The 15,395-nt window shown below is 73.4% G+C and carries 13 protein-coding genes; 6 read left to right on the forward strand and 7 right to left on the reverse strand.

Annotation, left to right across the window (positions count from 1 at the left end):
- Positions 1–55: 55 nt before the first annotated feature.
- Positions 56–1,588, reverse strand: a complete 1,533-nt coding sequence (locus ACFVGO_RS37755) for a C40 family peptidase (RefSeq protein ID WP_380636716.1) — start codon at positions 1,586–1,588, stop codon at positions 56–58.
- 337 nt (positions 1,589–1,925) lie between these two features.
- On the opposite strand from ACFVGO_RS37755, the gene ACFVGO_RS37760 reads away from it, so the two are divergent.
- On the forward strand, positions 1,926–3,107 hold the full coding sequence (locus tag ACFVGO_RS37760; RefSeq protein ID WP_359904449.1) for an inorganic phosphate transporter: 1,182 nt from the start codon (positions 1,926–1,928) through the stop codon (positions 3,105–3,107).
- 26 nt (positions 3,108–3,133) lie between these two features.
- On the forward strand, positions 3,134–3,385 hold the full coding sequence (locus ACFVGO_RS37765) for a hypothetical protein (RefSeq protein WP_359904451.1): 252 nt from the start codon (positions 3,134–3,136) through the stop codon (positions 3,383–3,385).
- Between the two features lie 70 nt (positions 3,386–3,455).
- Here the strand turns inward: ACFVGO_RS37765 and ACFVGO_RS37770 are convergent, their stop codons facing one another.
- Both ACFVGO_RS37770 and ACFVGO_RS37775 read right to left on the reverse strand, forming a co-directional pair.
- A complete protein-coding gene (locus ACFVGO_RS37770) occupies positions 3,456–5,012 on the reverse strand; it encodes an MDR family MFS transporter (RefSeq protein ID WP_359904454.1) in 1,557 nt (518 codons plus the stop codon).
- A gap of 154 nt (positions 5,013–5,166) precedes the next feature.
- The gene (locus ACFVGO_RS37775; protein ID WP_359904457.1) at positions 5,167–5,616 is read right to left on the reverse strand and encodes a MarR family transcriptional regulator; all 450 of its coding nucleotides are present in this window, start codon (positions 5,614–5,616) and stop codon (positions 5,167–5,169) included.
- A gap of 126 nt (positions 5,617–5,742) precedes the next feature.
- Between ACFVGO_RS37775 and ACFVGO_RS37780 the strand changes: the two genes are divergently transcribed.
- On the forward strand, positions 5,743–6,783 hold the full coding sequence (locus ACFVGO_RS37780; RefSeq protein WP_359904460.1) for an ABC transporter permease: 1,041 nt from the start codon (positions 5,743–5,745) through the stop codon (positions 6,781–6,783).
- Between the two features lie 130 nt (positions 6,784–6,913).
- Here ACFVGO_RS37780 and ACFVGO_RS37785 read toward each other — a convergent pair whose 3' ends face one another.
- The 4 genes from ACFVGO_RS37785 to ACFVGO_RS37800 form a co-directional block, all read right to left on the reverse strand.
- Complete coding sequence (locus ACFVGO_RS37785; protein ID WP_359904463.1) at positions 6,914–8,128, reverse strand: ROK family transcriptional regulator; 1,215 nt, start codon at positions 8,126–8,128, stop codon at positions 6,914–6,916.
- Between the two features lie 18 nt (positions 8,129–8,146).
- Complete coding sequence (locus ACFVGO_RS37790; RefSeq protein ID WP_380636720.1) at positions 8,147–8,716, reverse strand: GtrA family protein; 570 nt, start codon at positions 8,714–8,716, stop codon at positions 8,147–8,149.
- A 143-nt stretch (positions 8,717–8,859) separates the two neighbouring features.
- Positions 8,860–11,310 carry an endopeptidase La gene (lon, locus tag ACFVGO_RS37795; protein ID WP_380636722.1) on the reverse strand — a complete coding sequence of 817 codons (2,451 nt, stop codon included), beginning with the start codon at positions 11,308–11,310 and terminating at the stop codon, positions 8,860–8,862.
- 204 nt (positions 11,311–11,514) lie between these two features.
- The gene (locus tag ACFVGO_RS37800; protein ID WP_380358252.1) at positions 11,515–12,225 is read right to left on the reverse strand and encodes a rhomboid-like protein; all 711 of its coding nucleotides are present in this window, start codon (positions 12,223–12,225) and stop codon (positions 11,515–11,517) included.
- 617 nt (positions 12,226–12,842) lie between these two features.
- Between ACFVGO_RS37800 and ACFVGO_RS37805 the strand changes: the two genes are divergently transcribed.
- The 3 genes from ACFVGO_RS37805 to ACFVGO_RS37815 form a co-directional block, all read left to right on the forward strand.
- Positions 12,843–13,580: a response regulator transcription factor gene (locus ACFVGO_RS37805; protein ID WP_030057574.1), complete on the forward strand. Its 738-nt coding sequence runs from the start codon at positions 12,843–12,845 to the stop codon at positions 13,578–13,580.
- 93 nt (positions 13,581–13,673) lie between these two features.
- A complete protein-coding gene (locus tag ACFVGO_RS37810) occupies positions 13,674–14,861 on the forward strand; it encodes a HAMP domain-containing sensor histidine kinase (protein WP_359904473.1) in 1,188 nt (395 codons plus the stop codon).
- Positions 14,862–15,094: 233 nt separating this feature from the next.
- Positions 15,095–15,395, forward strand: a 301-nt coding sequence (locus ACFVGO_RS37815; protein WP_380636726.1) for a hypothetical protein, incomplete at its 3' end; no start/stop codon positions are given.

The following is a 15,395-nucleotide window of genomic DNA, read 5'->3' on the forward strand; positions in this document are numbered from 1 at the left end:
CCCAGCTTCCGGTGACGTGGGGCGGCCCGCGTGCTGCGGTGTCGGTGCCGCGGTGTCAGTGCGTCGGCGTGCCCAGCGGCAGCGTGGCCGTCGCGCTGCCCGGGGCCGAGGCGGTCGCCGAGCCGGTGCCGCTCGGGCTCCCCGTCGGGGTGCCCGTCCCGGTCGGGGTGGGCGTGCCGGTCCCGCTCGGGGTGCCGGTCCCGCTCGGGGTGCCCGGCCCGGTCGGCGTTCCGGTCGGGGTGCCGGTCGGGGTCGAGGTGGGCGTGCCGCCGGACGGCGTCCCCGGGTCGGTCGGCGTACCGGTGCCGCCCGGCGTCTGCGGCACGGCCGGCGGCGTCACCTCGCCGCCGGGGGCCGGCGTGGCCGGCACCTGGTGGGCCGGGCTCGGCGCTATCGGCGTGACGGCGTCCCAGCCCGACGGGAGGTCGGGCACCTTCCAGGCGCCGCCGGCGTCGTCCGCCGCGCCGGACGGGTCGGGACGGACGGCCCCGAGGATCGGCATCGAGCCGATCGGCGAGATCTTGATGAACGCGCCGGGCCGCGGCGCCTGCACGATCAGCCCGCCGCCGATGTACATCCCGATGTGCGAGGCGTCCTGGAAGTACACCACCAGGTCGCCGGGCCGCAGCTGGTTGAGCGCCACGTGCGGCAGCTGCGCCCACTGCTCCTGGCTGGTGCGCGGGATCGGCTTGCCCGCGTGCAGCCAGGCCTGCGAGGTGAGGCCCGAGCAGTCGTAGGCGTCCGGGCCGGTGCCGCCCCACAGGTACGGCTTGCTCACCTGCGCCAGCGCGAAGGCGATGGCCGCGCGCCCCTGCTGGGAGGGCGTGCGCTCGCCCTTGCCGAGCGCCCCGGAGGCGAGGAACGCGAGCTGCGCCTCGTCCGCCTTGGCCTTCTCCAGCTGCTCCAGCTCGGTCCGCTGGGCGCCGGTCAGCGAGGAGACCATCTGCTCGACCGCCGTGAGGTCGGCGGACGCCTTGGCCTTGGCCGCGTCCTGCTGGACGACCAGCGTCCGGGCGGTCGCCAGCGCCTCCTCGGTCTGCTTCTTCAGCCCGTCCAGCGCGTCCCGGTCGCTCTTCAGCTTGTCCAGGAACTCCGACTGCGAGCGGCTGGCCGAGGCGAGCAGCTCGGCGATGACGACCGCCTCGTACGGGTCCTTGGAGAGCAGCAGCTCCGCGTAGGCCGACGCGGCCCCGTTGCGGTACTGCGCGGCGGCGAGCTGCGAGGCGATGTCGGTGCCCGCGTCGACCTGCTTCTGCTGGCGGTCCAGCCGGCCCTGGAGGTCGGTGAGCGCGGTCTGCTGGTCGGCCGCCTTGGCGACGGCGCCGTTGTACTGCTCGGTGGCGGCCTCGGCGCTCTGGTAGAGCCCGTGCAGCCGGTCGAGCAGCGGGCCGAGGGTGGCCTTGGCGGCGGCGAGCGGGTCGGCGTCGGCGGCGATCTGGCCGGCTCCCGGGTCGGGCGCGGCCCAGGCGGCCTGGGCGCCCACCGGCAGTGCGAGGGCCGCGGCCGCGAGGACGGCTCCGCAGCGCAGCGCCGCCCGCACCCAGGGCCGTACGCGTGCCGTCTCCGCTCTCTGTCCCGCCCCGCCCATGGCCTGGTCCTCCCCGCCGCGCACTGCCCCTGTCCCGGCTTCCCGGATCCCGCAGATCCTCCCACGGGTTACTCGCCGGAAACAGGGCGCATGCGGACCGGGAGGTTAATTCTCGATGGACCTGTGAGACAGCTCTCAGCAAACCGGGTCGAACCGGCGCGTTCTTCGCTAATGTCCAGTTCAGCGCGCCGTATGTCACCTCGATGAAATCCAGTGGTCACTGCGAGTCAACCATTGGAACCACGATTCCCGGCCCAGTTCACCTTCCGTTTACCAAGCAGACCTACGGTCGCGACGTCACCAACGTCCGTGCGACAACTACGACGATTGTTTGGGTATGGAACACATCTCGTTCCTGGTAGCCGTTGTGATCATCACGGCGCTCGCCTTCGACTTCACCAACGGGTTCCACGACACCGCCAACGCGGCCGCCACCGCGATCGCGACCGGAGCTCTTCGCCCGAAGGTCGCGGTCACCATCGCGGCCCTGCTCAACTTCGCGGGCGCGTTCCTGTCCGTGAAGGTCGCCACCACCATCTCCGGCGGCATCGTCAACGAGAAGGCCGGCGTCCATCCCGAGATCATCTTCGCGGCCCTGGCCGGCGCCATCCTCTGGAACCTGCTGACCTGGCTGCGCGGGCTGCCGTCCAGTTCCTCGCACGCGCTGTACGGCGGCCTGATCGGCGCCACGATCGTCGGCGTCGGCATGAACGGCGTCAACTTCGACACCGTGGTGACCAAGATCCTCATCCCCGCGGTCGCCTCCCCGTTCGTCGCCGGCCTGGCCTCCTGGGGCGCCACCAAGCTGGCGTACGTGATCACCCGCAAGGGCGACTCCGCGACCACCGAGAAGGGCTTCAAGACCGGCCAGATCTTCTCCTCCTCGCTGATCTCGCTCGCCCACGGCACCAATGACGCCCAGAAGACGATGGGCATCATCACCCTCACCCTGGTCTCGGTCGGCGCCCTGCCGCACGGCGCGCTGCCGCCCACCTGGGTGATCGTCTCCGCCGGCGCCGCGATCGCGCTCGGCACCTACATGGGCGGCTGGCGGATCATCCGCTCGATGGGCAAGGGCCTGGCGGACATCCGCCCGCCGCAGGGCTTCGCCTCCGAGTCGGCCGCCGCGACCGTCATCCTGACCTCCTCGCACATGGGCTTCGGCCTCTCCACCACCCAGGTCTGCTCCGGCGGCATCATGGGCGCCGGCCTCGGCGGCCCGAAGGGCGAGCTGCGCTGGAGCCTGGTCCGCCGCATGGTCTACACCTGGGGCCTGACCCTGCCGGCCGCCGCCGTGGTCTCCGGCGGTGCCGCCCTGCTGGCCGAGCAGGGCAGCTGGGGCGTCGCCCTGGTCGGCGTCGTGCTGGTGGCCGGCGCGGGCGCGATGTGGGTGATCTCCCGCCGCCAGCCGGTCGGCGCGGACAACGTCAACGACGTCGACGTCACCCCGGTCGAGGTCGCACCGGCCGGCGCCGCCGCGAACACCCCCACCCCCGCCTCGACCACGGTCGCGGCCTGAGCGCCGCAGGCTGAGGAGCACTCACCATGCACATCAAGTGGAACGCCCTGGCCCAGACCGCCGGATTCAGCTTCGGCATCACCGTCGCCGTCGTCTGCGTCTTCGCGCTCGGCATCCTGGCGCTGTCCCGCCGCGAGGCCGCCCTGGTCGCCGCCCGTGAGGGCGGGGGCGCCGGGGCCGCGGGCGGCGGCAGGCTCGCCCTGGCCGGCGCCTGCGTCTGCTTCGCGCTGTGCGGCGGGGCCGTCCTCTACGGGCTGTCGCTGATCGCCGGCAAGTAGCCGCACCCAGCACGACGGGCCGGGGAGTGCCTTCGCACTCCCCGGCCCGTTCGCGTATCCCGGCGGCCGGTCAGCTCTCCTGGGTGGTGGTCCTCAGCGCGGTCTCCCGGATGAACAGCACGGTGACGAAGGCCAGCGCCGCGAACGGGGCGGCGCACAGGAAGATGGTGCCGACGCCGTGGCCGAAGGCGTCCGTCACCAGCGGCACGATCGGGGCGGGCAGCTTGGCCAGGTCCGGGATGCCGCCGCCGGAGGCCGCGGGCGACGCCGGGACGTGCGCCGCGGCCAGGTTCTCGGCCAGGTAGTGGGAGACCTTGTTGGACATCAGCGCGCCGAGCGCGGAGACGCCCATCGCACCGCCCATGGTGCGGAAGAAGGTGACCACCGAGCTGGCCGCGCCGAGCTCGTTGCGGGGCACCGTGTTCTGCACCGCGAGCACCAGGTTCTGGCTGGTCAGGCCGAGGCCGACGCCGGTGATCGCCATGTAGACGGAGAGCAGCACGTAGCTGGTGTCGGCCCGGGCGGTGCCGAGCAGCGCGAAGCCGACGGCGAGCAGCGCGGTGCCGGAGACCAGGTAGGCCTTCCACTTGCCGTACTTGGTGATCAGCCGGCCGACGACCGCGGAGGAGACGGCCAGGCCGAGGATCATCGGCAGGGTCATCAGGCCGGCCATGGTCGGGGACTTGGCGCGGGCCAGCTGGAAGTACTGGCTGAGGAAGGTGGTCGCGCCGTACATCCCGACGCCGACCAGCACGCTGGCCAGCGCGGCCAGGGTGACGGTGCGGTGCTTGAAGAGGCTCGGCGGGATGATCGGCTCGGCGGCGCGGCGCTCGATCACGACGGCCAGGGCGCCCAGCAGCACGCCGCCGCCGACCATGGCCGCGGTCTGCCAGGAGAGCCAGGCGTAGTTCTTGCCGGCCAGGGTGATCCAGATCATCAGCAGGCTGACCGAGCCGGTGATGACCAGGGCGCCCAGGTAGTCGATCTTCGCCTTGCGCTTGACCACCGGAAGCTTGAGGGTGCGCTGCACCACCAGGATCGCGACCAGCGCGAACGGGATGCCGACGTAGAAGCACCAGCGCCAGCCGAGCCAGGAGGTGTCCACGATGACGCCGCCGATCAGCGGTCCGCCGATGGTGGCGAGGGCGAAGACGGCGCCGAAGTAGCCGCTGTAGCGGCCGCGCTCGCGCGCCGGGACCATCGCGGCCAGGCAGATCTGGCCGAGCGCCACCACACCGCCGGCGCCGATGCCCTGGAGCGCGCGGCAGGCGATCAGCTCGCCGGTGTTCTGCGAGAGGCCGGCCAGCGCCGAGGTGCCGATGTAGATCAGCAGGGCGATCTGGAGCAGCAGCTTCTTGCTGACGAGGTCGGAGAGCTTGCCCCAGATCGGGGTGGAGGCGGTGAGGGTGAGCAGGGCCGCGGTGATCACCCAGGTGTAGGCGGACTGGCCGCCGTGCAGGTCGGCGAGGATGTGCGGCAGGGCGTTGGAGACGACGGTCGAGGAGAGCACGGCCACGAAGAGGCCGAGCAGCAGGCCGGAGAGCGCCTCCATCACCTGCCGGTGCGTCATCTGTTGACTGTCGGCCGCTGCGGCGGTTCCGCTCGCGGCCTCGGTGGTCACGGTCATCTGGGTCCTTCGGCGAGCGCGCGGGATACGCGGATCATGAAATTTCGTTGCCGTAAGCAACCATAAGACTGGATGGTTGAATTAGGCAACTTTCTTCAAGGGAAAGTAAAGCCCTCGCCCACAGGCCCCGGAGGCCCGCGCGACCGCCGCCGGATCACTCGGCCGGCGGCTCCCCCAGCACGTCGTTGAAGCGGTGCAGCAGTTCCGCGAAGCGGGTCACGTCCTCCGACGACCAGCCGTCCATCACCTCGCGCACCCGCCGCATCCGGACGCCCTGTGCGGCCAGGTAGCGCCGCCGCCCGTCCTCGGTGAGCGAGACCAGCGCGGACCGGCGGTCCAGCGGGTCCGTCTCCCGGGCCACCAGGCCCAGCTCCTCCAGCGTCCGGATCTGCCGGCTCACCGTCGCCTTGCCGACCGAGAAGTGCACGCCGACGTCGGTCACCCGCACCGGCCCGGCCTGCTCGACGTAGCCGAGCAGGCTGTACGCCATCCCCTCCAGTCCGGGGTGCACCCGCCGTGAGAGTTCCGCCACTCTGGCCCGGCCCCGCCGGAACATCAGCGCGACCTCGCGCTCCACCGCCACCAGGGCATCCTCGTCGCTCACCGCGCCAGTATCGCGCAGCGGCGCCGGCCGCGGCCCGGCGCGGGAGGTGCGACAAGCCAACTACTTCATGGTATGAAGTATCGGTTCTGGAAGTACCGTTTTTCCCCGTTACGCAAGGAGATGTGGATGGCAGCCCCGGGGCAGGGTTTCCTCGCCGAACTGAAGAGTGCGGTCACCCCGCGCGCGGCACTGCTCGTGATCGGCGTGCTGCTGCTCCAGCTCGGCTTCATCACCTCGTACATCGGGGCGCTGCACAAGCCGGCCCCGCAGAACCTCTCCATCGCGGTGGTCGCCCCGCCGCAGGTCGCCCCCAAGCTGGTCGGCGCGCTGGAGTCGGTGCCGAACGACGCCGTCAAGGCCCTCACCGCGCCGGACGCCGAGACGGCGACCCAGCAGATCAAGGACCAGAAGATCTACGCGGCGCTGGTCGTGGACCCGACCGGCACCCAGGACACCCTGCTGGTCGGCGGCGCCCGCGGCCCGTCCGCGGCCAAGGCCGCCGAGACCATCACCACCGCGATCGACCAGAGCCAGGGCCGCACCGTGAAGGTCCAGGACGTGGTGCCGCTCGCCAAGGGCGACACCAACGGCCTCTCCGCCTTCTACCTGGTGATCGGCTGGTGCGTCGGCGGCTACCTGGTCGCCTCCATCCTGGGCATCAGCGCGGGCTCCAAGCCGGCCAACGTCCACCGCCTGGTGATCCGCCTCGGCGTGCTCGCGCTGTACTCGATCGGCGCCGGCCTGCTCGGCACGGTGATCGCCGGGCCGGTGCTGGACGCGCTGCCGGGCTCGATCCTCGGCCTGAGCGCCGTCGGTGCGCTGGTGGTGTTCTCGGTCGGCGCCTTCACCATGGCGCTCCAGTGCCTGTTCGACGTCATCGGCATCGGCATCGCGGTGCTGATCTTCGTGGTGCTCGGCAACCCGAGCGCGGGCGGGGTCTACCCGGCGCCGATGATGCCGCCGTTCTGGCGGGCGATCAGCTCGTGGATCCCGAACGGCGCCGGCACCAGCGCGGCCAAGTCGGTCGCCTACTTCGACTCCACCAACCTGGCGCTGCCGATCCTGGTCCTGGTGGTCTGGGCGCTGATCGGCATCGGCGTCGCCCTGCTGGCCGTCCTGCGCGGCCCGCGCTCCGGCGGCCGCGCGCTGGTCCCCACCGAGGACTGAGCCGCCCGCTCCCGACCCGTCACCGGGCCCCCGGCCGCCACGGCCGGGGGCCCGGCGCGCGTCCCGGGCCCGGCGCGCCCCGCGGGTTCGGCCGGGGCGGCCGGGTCGGCCACGACGGCCCGGACGCCTCTCACCCCGCCGCGAGCGGCCCCGGGTCGGCCACGATGGCCCGGACGACCCGCACCGCCGCACCCAGCAACGGGCCCCGGCGGCCCAGCCGGGAGACCGTCAGCCGGTCCTCCGACCAGGGCCGCACCGTCACCCGGGCGGCCAGTTCGGCCCGCATCGCGGGCAGCAGCCAGGGCGCCAGCCGGGCGTAGCCGCCGCCCAGCACCACCTCGGCCGGATCCAGCAGGTTGACCGCGCCGGCGGCCGCGGTGCCGAGCGCGGCACCGGCCCCGGCCAGCGCCGCGAGGGCGGCCCGCTCCCCGGCCCCGGCCCGGTCGGCGAGCAGCGCCACCCAGTCGCCCCGGGCTCCGGCCAGACCGGCCGCCCGCAGCACCGCCGCCTCGCCCGCGTACTGCTCCAGGCAGCCGTTCGCCCCGCAGGCGCAGCGCGGCCCGTCGGGGTGGACCGGCACGTGGCCGAACTCGCCGGCGAAGCCGCCGGCCCCGCGCAGCAGCCGGCCGCCGACCACGATCGCCGCGCCCACCCCGGCCTCGGCGGAGACGTACAGGAAGTCGTCCGGGCCCGCGCCCAGCCAGCGCTCGGCCAGTCCGCCGAGGTTGGCCTCGTTGTCCGCCTCGATCGGCAGCCCGGCCAGGCCGCCGCCGGCCGTCCGCAGAGCCGGGCGCAGTGCGGCGGCCAGCGGGACGTCCTGCCAGTCCAGGTTGGCGGCCCGCTGGAGCACCCCGCCGGAGCCGCCGACCAGCCCGGGCACGGCCAGGGTGAGCCCGGCCGGGCGCAGCCCCGACTCGGCGACGGCCTCGTGCAGCAGGTGGGCGAGGTCGGCCATCACGGCGGCGGGCTCGCGCCCGTGGTTGGAGACCTCCCGGCGCCGCCAGGCGCGCACCTCCCCGCGCAGGTCCACCACGCAGGCGCCCAGGTGGCGCACCCCGATCTCGGCGCCGAGGCCGCCGGGCCCGTCCGGGTTGAGGCCGAGCGCGGTGCCGGGACGGCCGACCTTGCCGCTGGGCGCGGCGGGGCCCTCCTCGACCACCAGGCCGGCGGCGATCAGCTGTTCGGCGAGCGAGGAGACGGCGGCCCTGGTCAGGCCGGTCCCGGCGGCCACCTCCGCGCGCGAGCGCGGTCCGCCCGCGATCGTCCCGAGCACCAGGGCCAGGTTGGCCCGGCGCATCCCCTGCTGGCTGGCGGGCCCGGTCCGGACCGGGTCCGGCTCACGCATAAGCCTCACCTCGCCCCTTTACGGCACATCCGGTGGCATCCCGGGTGCAGCGTAGTCGGGTTCCGGGGGCACCGTCGCCGGCACCGGGACGGGCTCGGCCCGGGTCCGCCCGGCGGGCGGGACGAAGACCCACCGGCGCATCGCCCGGTAGCGGAACAGCATCGCCACGAAGGTGCCGACGACCATCCCGCTGAGGAAGTCCGCGACCTCCTGCTCGAAGGGCCCGATGTACGGCTCGCGCAGGTCCAGGAGGTAGCGGGAGACCACCAGCGGCACGTCGTTGACGGCGATCGCCACGGCGCTGACCAGGACGAACATCAGCACCTCGCGCTTGCGGCCGGCGGCCCGGAAGGCCCAGCGGCGGTTCAGCACGTAGGAGACGACGGTGCCGATCACGGTCGCGACGGTCAGCGCGACCACCGGTTTGCGCTCCAGCACCGTGAACTTGAGCTCGAAGTTGATCACCGTGGTGAGCACGAAGCAGCCGCTCCCGACCAGCAGGAACTTCACCAGCCGGCGGTGGCGCACCAGGAAGGGGCGCAGCCGGTCGGGCACCCGGGCCAGGGCGCGCTGCGTGGGGGACGGCATCTCCGCAGTCTCGCACGCGGGGGTGCCGCCGGCCCTTCAGATCGCCGGTGGCCCGTTCGGGTCGCCGGCGGCCGTCGGACCGGCGGCTCCCGGAGCGCCGGTGCGTGGCCCGGGCCGCCGGTGCGGGCGGCCCGGGTCGGCGGTCAGGCGGCCACCAGCACCGTGGCCCCGGCCGGCTCCAGCGCCAGCTCCAGCACCTCCCGCACGTCCGCCACCGGGTGGACGGTGAGCCGCTCCAGCACCTCGGCCGGGACGTCGTCCAGGTCGGCCTCGTTGCGCCTGGGGATGATCACCGTGGTGACCCCGGCCCGGTCGGCGGCGAGCAGCTTCTGCTTCACCCCGCCGATCGGCAGCACCCGCCCGGTCAGCGACACCTCGCCGGTCATCGCCACGTCGGTGCGCACCCTGCGGCCCGAGAGCAGCGAGGCCAGCGCCGTGGTCATGGTGATGCCGGCGCTCGGCCCGTCCTTGGGGACGGCCCCGGCCGGGATGTGCAGGTGCACGCCGCGGTCCCGCAGCGAGGTGACCGGCAGCTCCAGCTCGGCGCCGCGCGAGCGCAGGTAGGAGAGCGCGATGTGCGCGGACTCCTTCATCACGTCGCCCAGCTGTCCGGTGAGGGTCAGCCCGGTGCCGCCGGTCTCGGCGTCGGCCAGCGAGGCCTCGATGTAGAGGACGTCGCCGCCGGCGCCGGTCACCGCGAGGCCGGTGGCCACGCCGGGGACGGCGGTGCGGCGCTCGGCCGGCTCCTGGGCGGACTCCGGCACGTGGTGCGGCCGGCCGATCAGGGCGCGCAGGTCCTGCGGGCCGACCCGGGCGGGCAGCTCGCGCTCGCCCAGTTCGGCCTGCGCGGCGATCCTGCGCAGCACCCGGGCGATCGAGCGCTCCAGGGTGCGCACGCCCGCCTCCCGGGTGTACTCCCCGGCGAGGCTGCGCAGCGCCGACTCGTCCACGGTGACCTGCCCGCCGCCGAGACCGGCCTTCTCCAGCTGGCGCGGGAGCAGGTGGTCGCGGGCGATGGCGACCTTCTCGTCCTCGGTGTAGCCGTCCAGCCGGACCAGCTCCATCCGGTCGAGCAGCGGCTCGGGGATGGCCTCCAGCACGTTGGCGGTGGCGAGGAAGACGACGTCGGAGAGGTCGAGCTCGACCTCCAGGTAGTGGTCCCGGAAGGTGTGGTTCTGCGCCGGGTCCAGCACCTCCAGCAGGGCGGCGGCCGGGTCGCCCCGGTAGTCGGAGCCGACCTTGTCGATCTCGTCGAGCAGGACGACCGGGTTCATCGAGCCGGCCTCCTTGATCGCCCGCACCAGCCGGCCGGGCAGCGCGCCGACGTAGGTGCGCCGGTGGCCGCGGATCTCCGCCTCGTCCCGGACGCCGCCGAGCGCGACCCGGACGAACCTGCGGCCCATGGCGCGGGCCACCGACTCGCCGAGCGAGGTCTTGCCGACGCCGGGCGGGCCGACCAGGGCCAGCACCGCGCCGCCCGCCCGTCGCCCGCCGGTACCGCTCGTGGGAAGCGCTCCGCGCTGCCCCTCCCGCGGGCCGCCGACCGGCCCGAGCCCCTGGTCGGCCCGGCGCTTGCGGACGGCCAGGTACTCGACGATGCGGTCCTTCACGTCGTCGAGGCCCGTGTGGTCGGCGTCCAGCACCGCGCGGGCGCCGGCGATGTCGTACTCGTCCTCGGTGCGCTCGCTCCAGGGCAGTTCCAGGACGGTGTCCAGCCAGGTCCGGATCCAGGAGCCCTCGGGCGACTGGTCGGAGGAGCGCTCCAGCTTGTCGACCTCCTTGAGCGCGGCCTCGCGGACCTTCTCGGGCAGGTCGGCGGCCTCGACCCGGGCGCGGTAGTCGCCCTCCTCGTCGGCCGCCTCGCCGTTCAGCTCGGCCAGTTCCTTGCGGACGGCCTCCAGCTGGCGGCGGAGCAGGAACTCCTTCTGCTGCTTGGCCACGCCCTCCTCGACGTCCTTGCGGATGGTGTCGTTGACCTCCTCCTCGGCGAGGTGGTCGCGCAGCAGGGTGAGCGCGTACTCCAGTCGGGCGACCTGGTCGGCCTCCAGCAGCACCTTGAGCTTCTGCTCGGCGGTGGCGAAGGGCGCGTAGCCGATGTTGTCGGCGAGCTCGCCGACGCCCTCGATCTGCGCCACCCGGTCGACGATCTGCCAGGCGCCGCGCTTGCGCAGCCACTGGGTGGACAGCGCCTTGTACTCCTTGACCAGATCGGCGGCCCGGCCGGCCACCGGGGTGCCCACCGAGGACTCCCGGAACGGCGTGGTCTCCACCCAGAGGGCGGCGCCGGGGCCGGTGGTGCCGGCCCCGATCCGGACCCGGCTCACGGCGCGCACCAGCGCCGCCGGATCGCCGTCCGCCAGCCGGCCGACCTGCTCCACGGTGGCCAGGGTGCCGGCCGCCGCGTACGAGCCGTCCACCCGCGGGACCAGCAGGACCTGCGGCTTGCCGGTGCCGGTGGCGGCGGCCCGGGCGGCCTCGACCGCGGCGCGCACCTCGGCGTCCTTCAGGTCCAGCGGCACGACCATGCCCGGCAGGACGACCTCGTCGTCGAGCGGCAGCACGGGCAGGGTGAGCGGTGTGGACGTCGATGCCATGATCTCTCCCCAGTCAGTGAACTTGAGTCGACCTGACTAAGGCTTGGCGGCCGCCGGATGTTCCCGGCGCTCTGTTCGCCGTGAGCGAACACATATCGGGCCGGGAAGCCCGCGCCCGACTCCGTCAAGAGAGGGGTGGGCGCACCTCGGGGAATCCCGGCACGAGGCCCCCGGGGCCCGGACGGCCCCGGCCGGACGGCGGCGTCAACGCGCCGTCCACACCCGCGCGGGCGCACCGCCGGCGGCCGTCGCGACGGCCGGACGCGGCCGGGGCGGGCGCCGCTCCACCCGGCGCAGCCAGCGCCACAGCGCGACCCCGGTGAGCACCGCGGCCGGGTGCCCCACCCCCGTGATCACGTCCTTGTCGGTGGCGATCTGCTGGGCGATCATCAGCCCCGCACCGCCCAGCGCGAGCAGCCGCCCGCGCCAGGAGAGCAGCCCGGCCACCGCGCCCAGGCAGGCGAGCACGCCGTAACTGACCCCGATGTCCAGGTAGTCCATCGCCTCGGGCGCCATCCGCCCGGTCTCCACCGCGATGATCACCACCCCCTGGGAGAGCAGCGTGGCCGCGACGTGCCCGACCGCGAACACCGCCGCCGCCCGGGCCGGACCGACCCGGCGCTCCAGCGGGGCGAGGGTGAGGGCGAATCCCCACAGGTAGGGCATCCACACCTCGCCGGCCACCCAGAATCCGCTCAGCACAAGAGCACGCAAAGGATGCTGGAGCAGGTTGTGCCCGTCCGAGCTGGAGGCCTCCTGCAACCGCTGGACGAGTTCCGGGTCGGCGAGCTTGGCGAAGGTCGTGGTGGCGCCCACGACGGCGAGGTACCCGAGCGTGAAGGGCGTGCTCCGGGGTGTCGGCACCCGCTCCAACAGCCACTGGAGGACGCCGGTGCGCAGCCCGAGGCGGAGCATTCCGTAGGGCGCTCCCGCACCCCCGCACCCGTCGGCACTCCGTCCGAGTCCCGCCATGCCGCCTCCGCTCCACGCCGCAGCCACCGGCTCCCCGCCCGGGCCCAACGTACCGGCGCGCGCCGCGGGTTCCGCCCGGTCGGGTGTTGTCGTGGCCACGGTACGTCGAGGTTCTGAGAGGCACCTGGGAAAAGCCCGTGAAGAACACCGCCGTAGCGGACGGCGGGATTCCCGACATTGGTCCAGACCTTCTCCCCCGCAACGCGGCAGTAGGGCCTCTGACCGGCGACTTGGCGTCAACTGAACTGCATACGTACCGTTACGCAGTGAAAATTCGCCGGGTAAGGTATCGGCCCGTGCCCACTCGTGCAGTGGGTCCGAGGGCGGCCCGACAGCCGGCCCACGGGCCGGAAACGTCCGGTCCACCTGCCGGGAAGCATCCGCTGTCCGTACGCTGCGAAGTGCGCGGGAGAAGTGGGCGGCCGACCATCCGTCCTCGGCTCCCGATCGCGCGACGGGACGGCGGACCCGGCACAGTCCACGACGGAACAAGACTACGAGCGGAGCCCCGCCATCCCCACAGGTGGCCGGCCCGCAGCCCTGGGGGCGGTGGCGTGACCGTGACAGAAATTCAGCAGGACAACCACAACACCGGTGGCACTGTGAGCAGCCAGCGCAGAGTCCTGGTGGTGGAGGACGAGCCCACGATCGCCGAGTCGATCGCCGCCCGGCTGGGCGCCGAGGGCTTCAAGGTCGCCGTGGCCCACGACGGCCCCGGCGCGGTCGACGGCTTCCACACCTGGCAGCCGGACCTGGTGGTCCTCGACATCATGCTGCCCGGCTTCGACGGGCTGGAGGTGTGCCGCCGGATCCAGGCCCAGCGCCCGGTGCCGGTGCTCATGCTGACCGCCCGCGACGACGAGACGGACCTGCTGGTCGGCCTCGGCGTGGGCGCGGACGACTACATGACCAAGCCGTTCTCGATGCGCGAACTGGCCGCCCGCGTCAACGTCCTGCTGCGCCGCGTCGAGCGCGCCCAGCAGGCCGCCCGCACGCCCGCACTGGGCAGCCTGCGGTTCGGCGAGCTGGAGATCGACCACGTGCAGCGCCGGGTCCGGCTGGCCTCGGGCGACGTCCACCTGACGCCGACCGAGTTCGACCTGCTCGCCTGCCTGGCCGCCCAGCCGCGCGCCGTGCTCACCCGCGAGCAGCTGCTGGCCGAGGTCTGGGACTGGACCGACGCGTCCGGCACCCGCACGGTGGACAGCCACGTCAAGGCGCTGCGCCGGAAGATCGGTGCCAGCTGGATCCGCACCGTCCACGGAGTCGGCTACGCCCTGGAGGCCCCGCTCTCCTGACGGCATCGATCGGGCGACGGGCCACCGGGGGGCCCGTGTCCGGACGACGCCGTGCCACCACGCGGGGGGACGACGCGGGGACCACAGGGGACAATGACCTTTCCACAGCAACGCAACGGGGAATCCGACGGCACGCGGCAGCAGAACCTGGCCGCCCGCGCCGCCCGCCGGGTCTGGGCCGACATCCGGCCGCTCGATCCGGTCCGCTCGATCAAGGGCAAACTCACCCTGCTCGTGATCGTCTCCGTGTTCCTGGCCACCGGGATGGTGGTCGTGGCGATCCGGTCCGAGACCCAGATCCGGATCATCATGGTCTTCTCCATGATCGCCTCGCTGCTCTTCATGCAGTTCCTCGCGCACGGGCTCACCGCCCCCCTGCGCGAGATGACGGCCGCCGCCCGCGCGATGGCCTCCGGGGACTACACCCGCCGGGTCGAGGCGGGCTCGCGCGACGAGATCGGCGAGCTGGCGGCCGCGTTCAACGCCATGGCCGCCGACCTCCAGGCCGCCGACCGGCACCGCCGCGAGCTGGTCGCCAACGTGTCGCACGAACTGCGCACGCCGATCGCCGCGCTGCGCGCCGTCCTGGAGAACGTGGTGGACGGCGTCGTCCAGCCCAATCCGGCCACCCTGGGAGCGGCGCTGGAGCAGACCGAGCGGCTCGGCCGGCTGGTCACCCACCTGCTCGACCTCTCCAAGATCGACGACGGCGTGGTCGACCTGGACGCCCGCCCCTTCGAGGTGCGCGAGTTCCTGGACGGCGTGCTGCGCGGGGTCACCGTGGACGGCGCCACGGCCGGCGGCGCCTTCTCCCGGCGCGGGGACGTCCGGCTGGCCCTGGAGGTCAGCCCCACCGGCCTGACCGGCGTGGCGGACCCGGAACGGCTCCACCAGGTGGTCGCCAACCTGGTCGACAACGCCTGCAAGCACTCCCCGCCCGGCGGCACCGTGACGGTGCGGGCGAGACCGGAGGGCGAGGAGGGCGGCCTGCTGCTGGAGGTCGAGGACGAGGGCCCCGGCATCCCGCCGGCCGACCGCACCCGGGTCTTCGACCGGTTCAGCCGCAGCGGCACCGCGACCGCCGCCGGACCGGGGGCGGACGGCGGCACCGGCCTGGGTCTGGCCATCGCCCGCTGGGCGGTGGACCTGCACGGCGGGCGGATCGCGGTGGCCGAGTCCCCGCGCGGCTGCCGGATCGAGGTCCGGCTGCCCGGACCGCACCCAGGTGACGGTCGGGACATTTGTCACAGATCCGACACAGAGGCATACGAAGATCGTTAGAGGATTCGACCGAGTTTTTGTCCGGTTTGGTCCTGGTATGCCCACTGATCGGCACCGATCGGTTCCCCTCAGATGCGGCTTTCTAACGCACTTTTTCAGCCAAAGTGCAGGTCAGCACTGTGATCTGGGCGACGCCTGGGCCCCGGGGACTGCGCGATCACTGGTCAGGGGCGTAGCCTTAATCCCCGCTGTCCAAACATCCCAAAAGGAAGCGGAAGAGGGCGGTTGCCGCCGTGTCGCCACAGTCCCCTGAAACCCCCAACAGCTCGGCAAGCTCCACTGGCTTCGGCCCCAATGAGTGGCTCGTCGACGAGATCTACCAGCAGTACCTCCAGGACCCGAACTCGGTCGACCGAGCCTGGTGGGACTTTTTCGCCGACTACAAGCCCGGTACCGAGGTGACCCCAGTGACCCAGGCCGCGACCCAGGCCGGCTCCGCGCCGACCCCTGCCGCTGCCCCCGCGCCCGCTGCTGCTCCGGCCGCGCCCGCCGCGGCTGCTGCTCCGGCCGCGCCCGCCGCCGCCCCGGCTGCTC

Origin of the sequence: Kitasatospora sp. NPDC057738 (assembly GCF_042798815.1) — a bacterium.
GTDB classification, from domain to species: Bacteria; Actinomycetota; Actinomycetes; order Streptomycetales; family Streptomycetaceae; genus Kitasatospora; species Kitasatospora lactacystinica.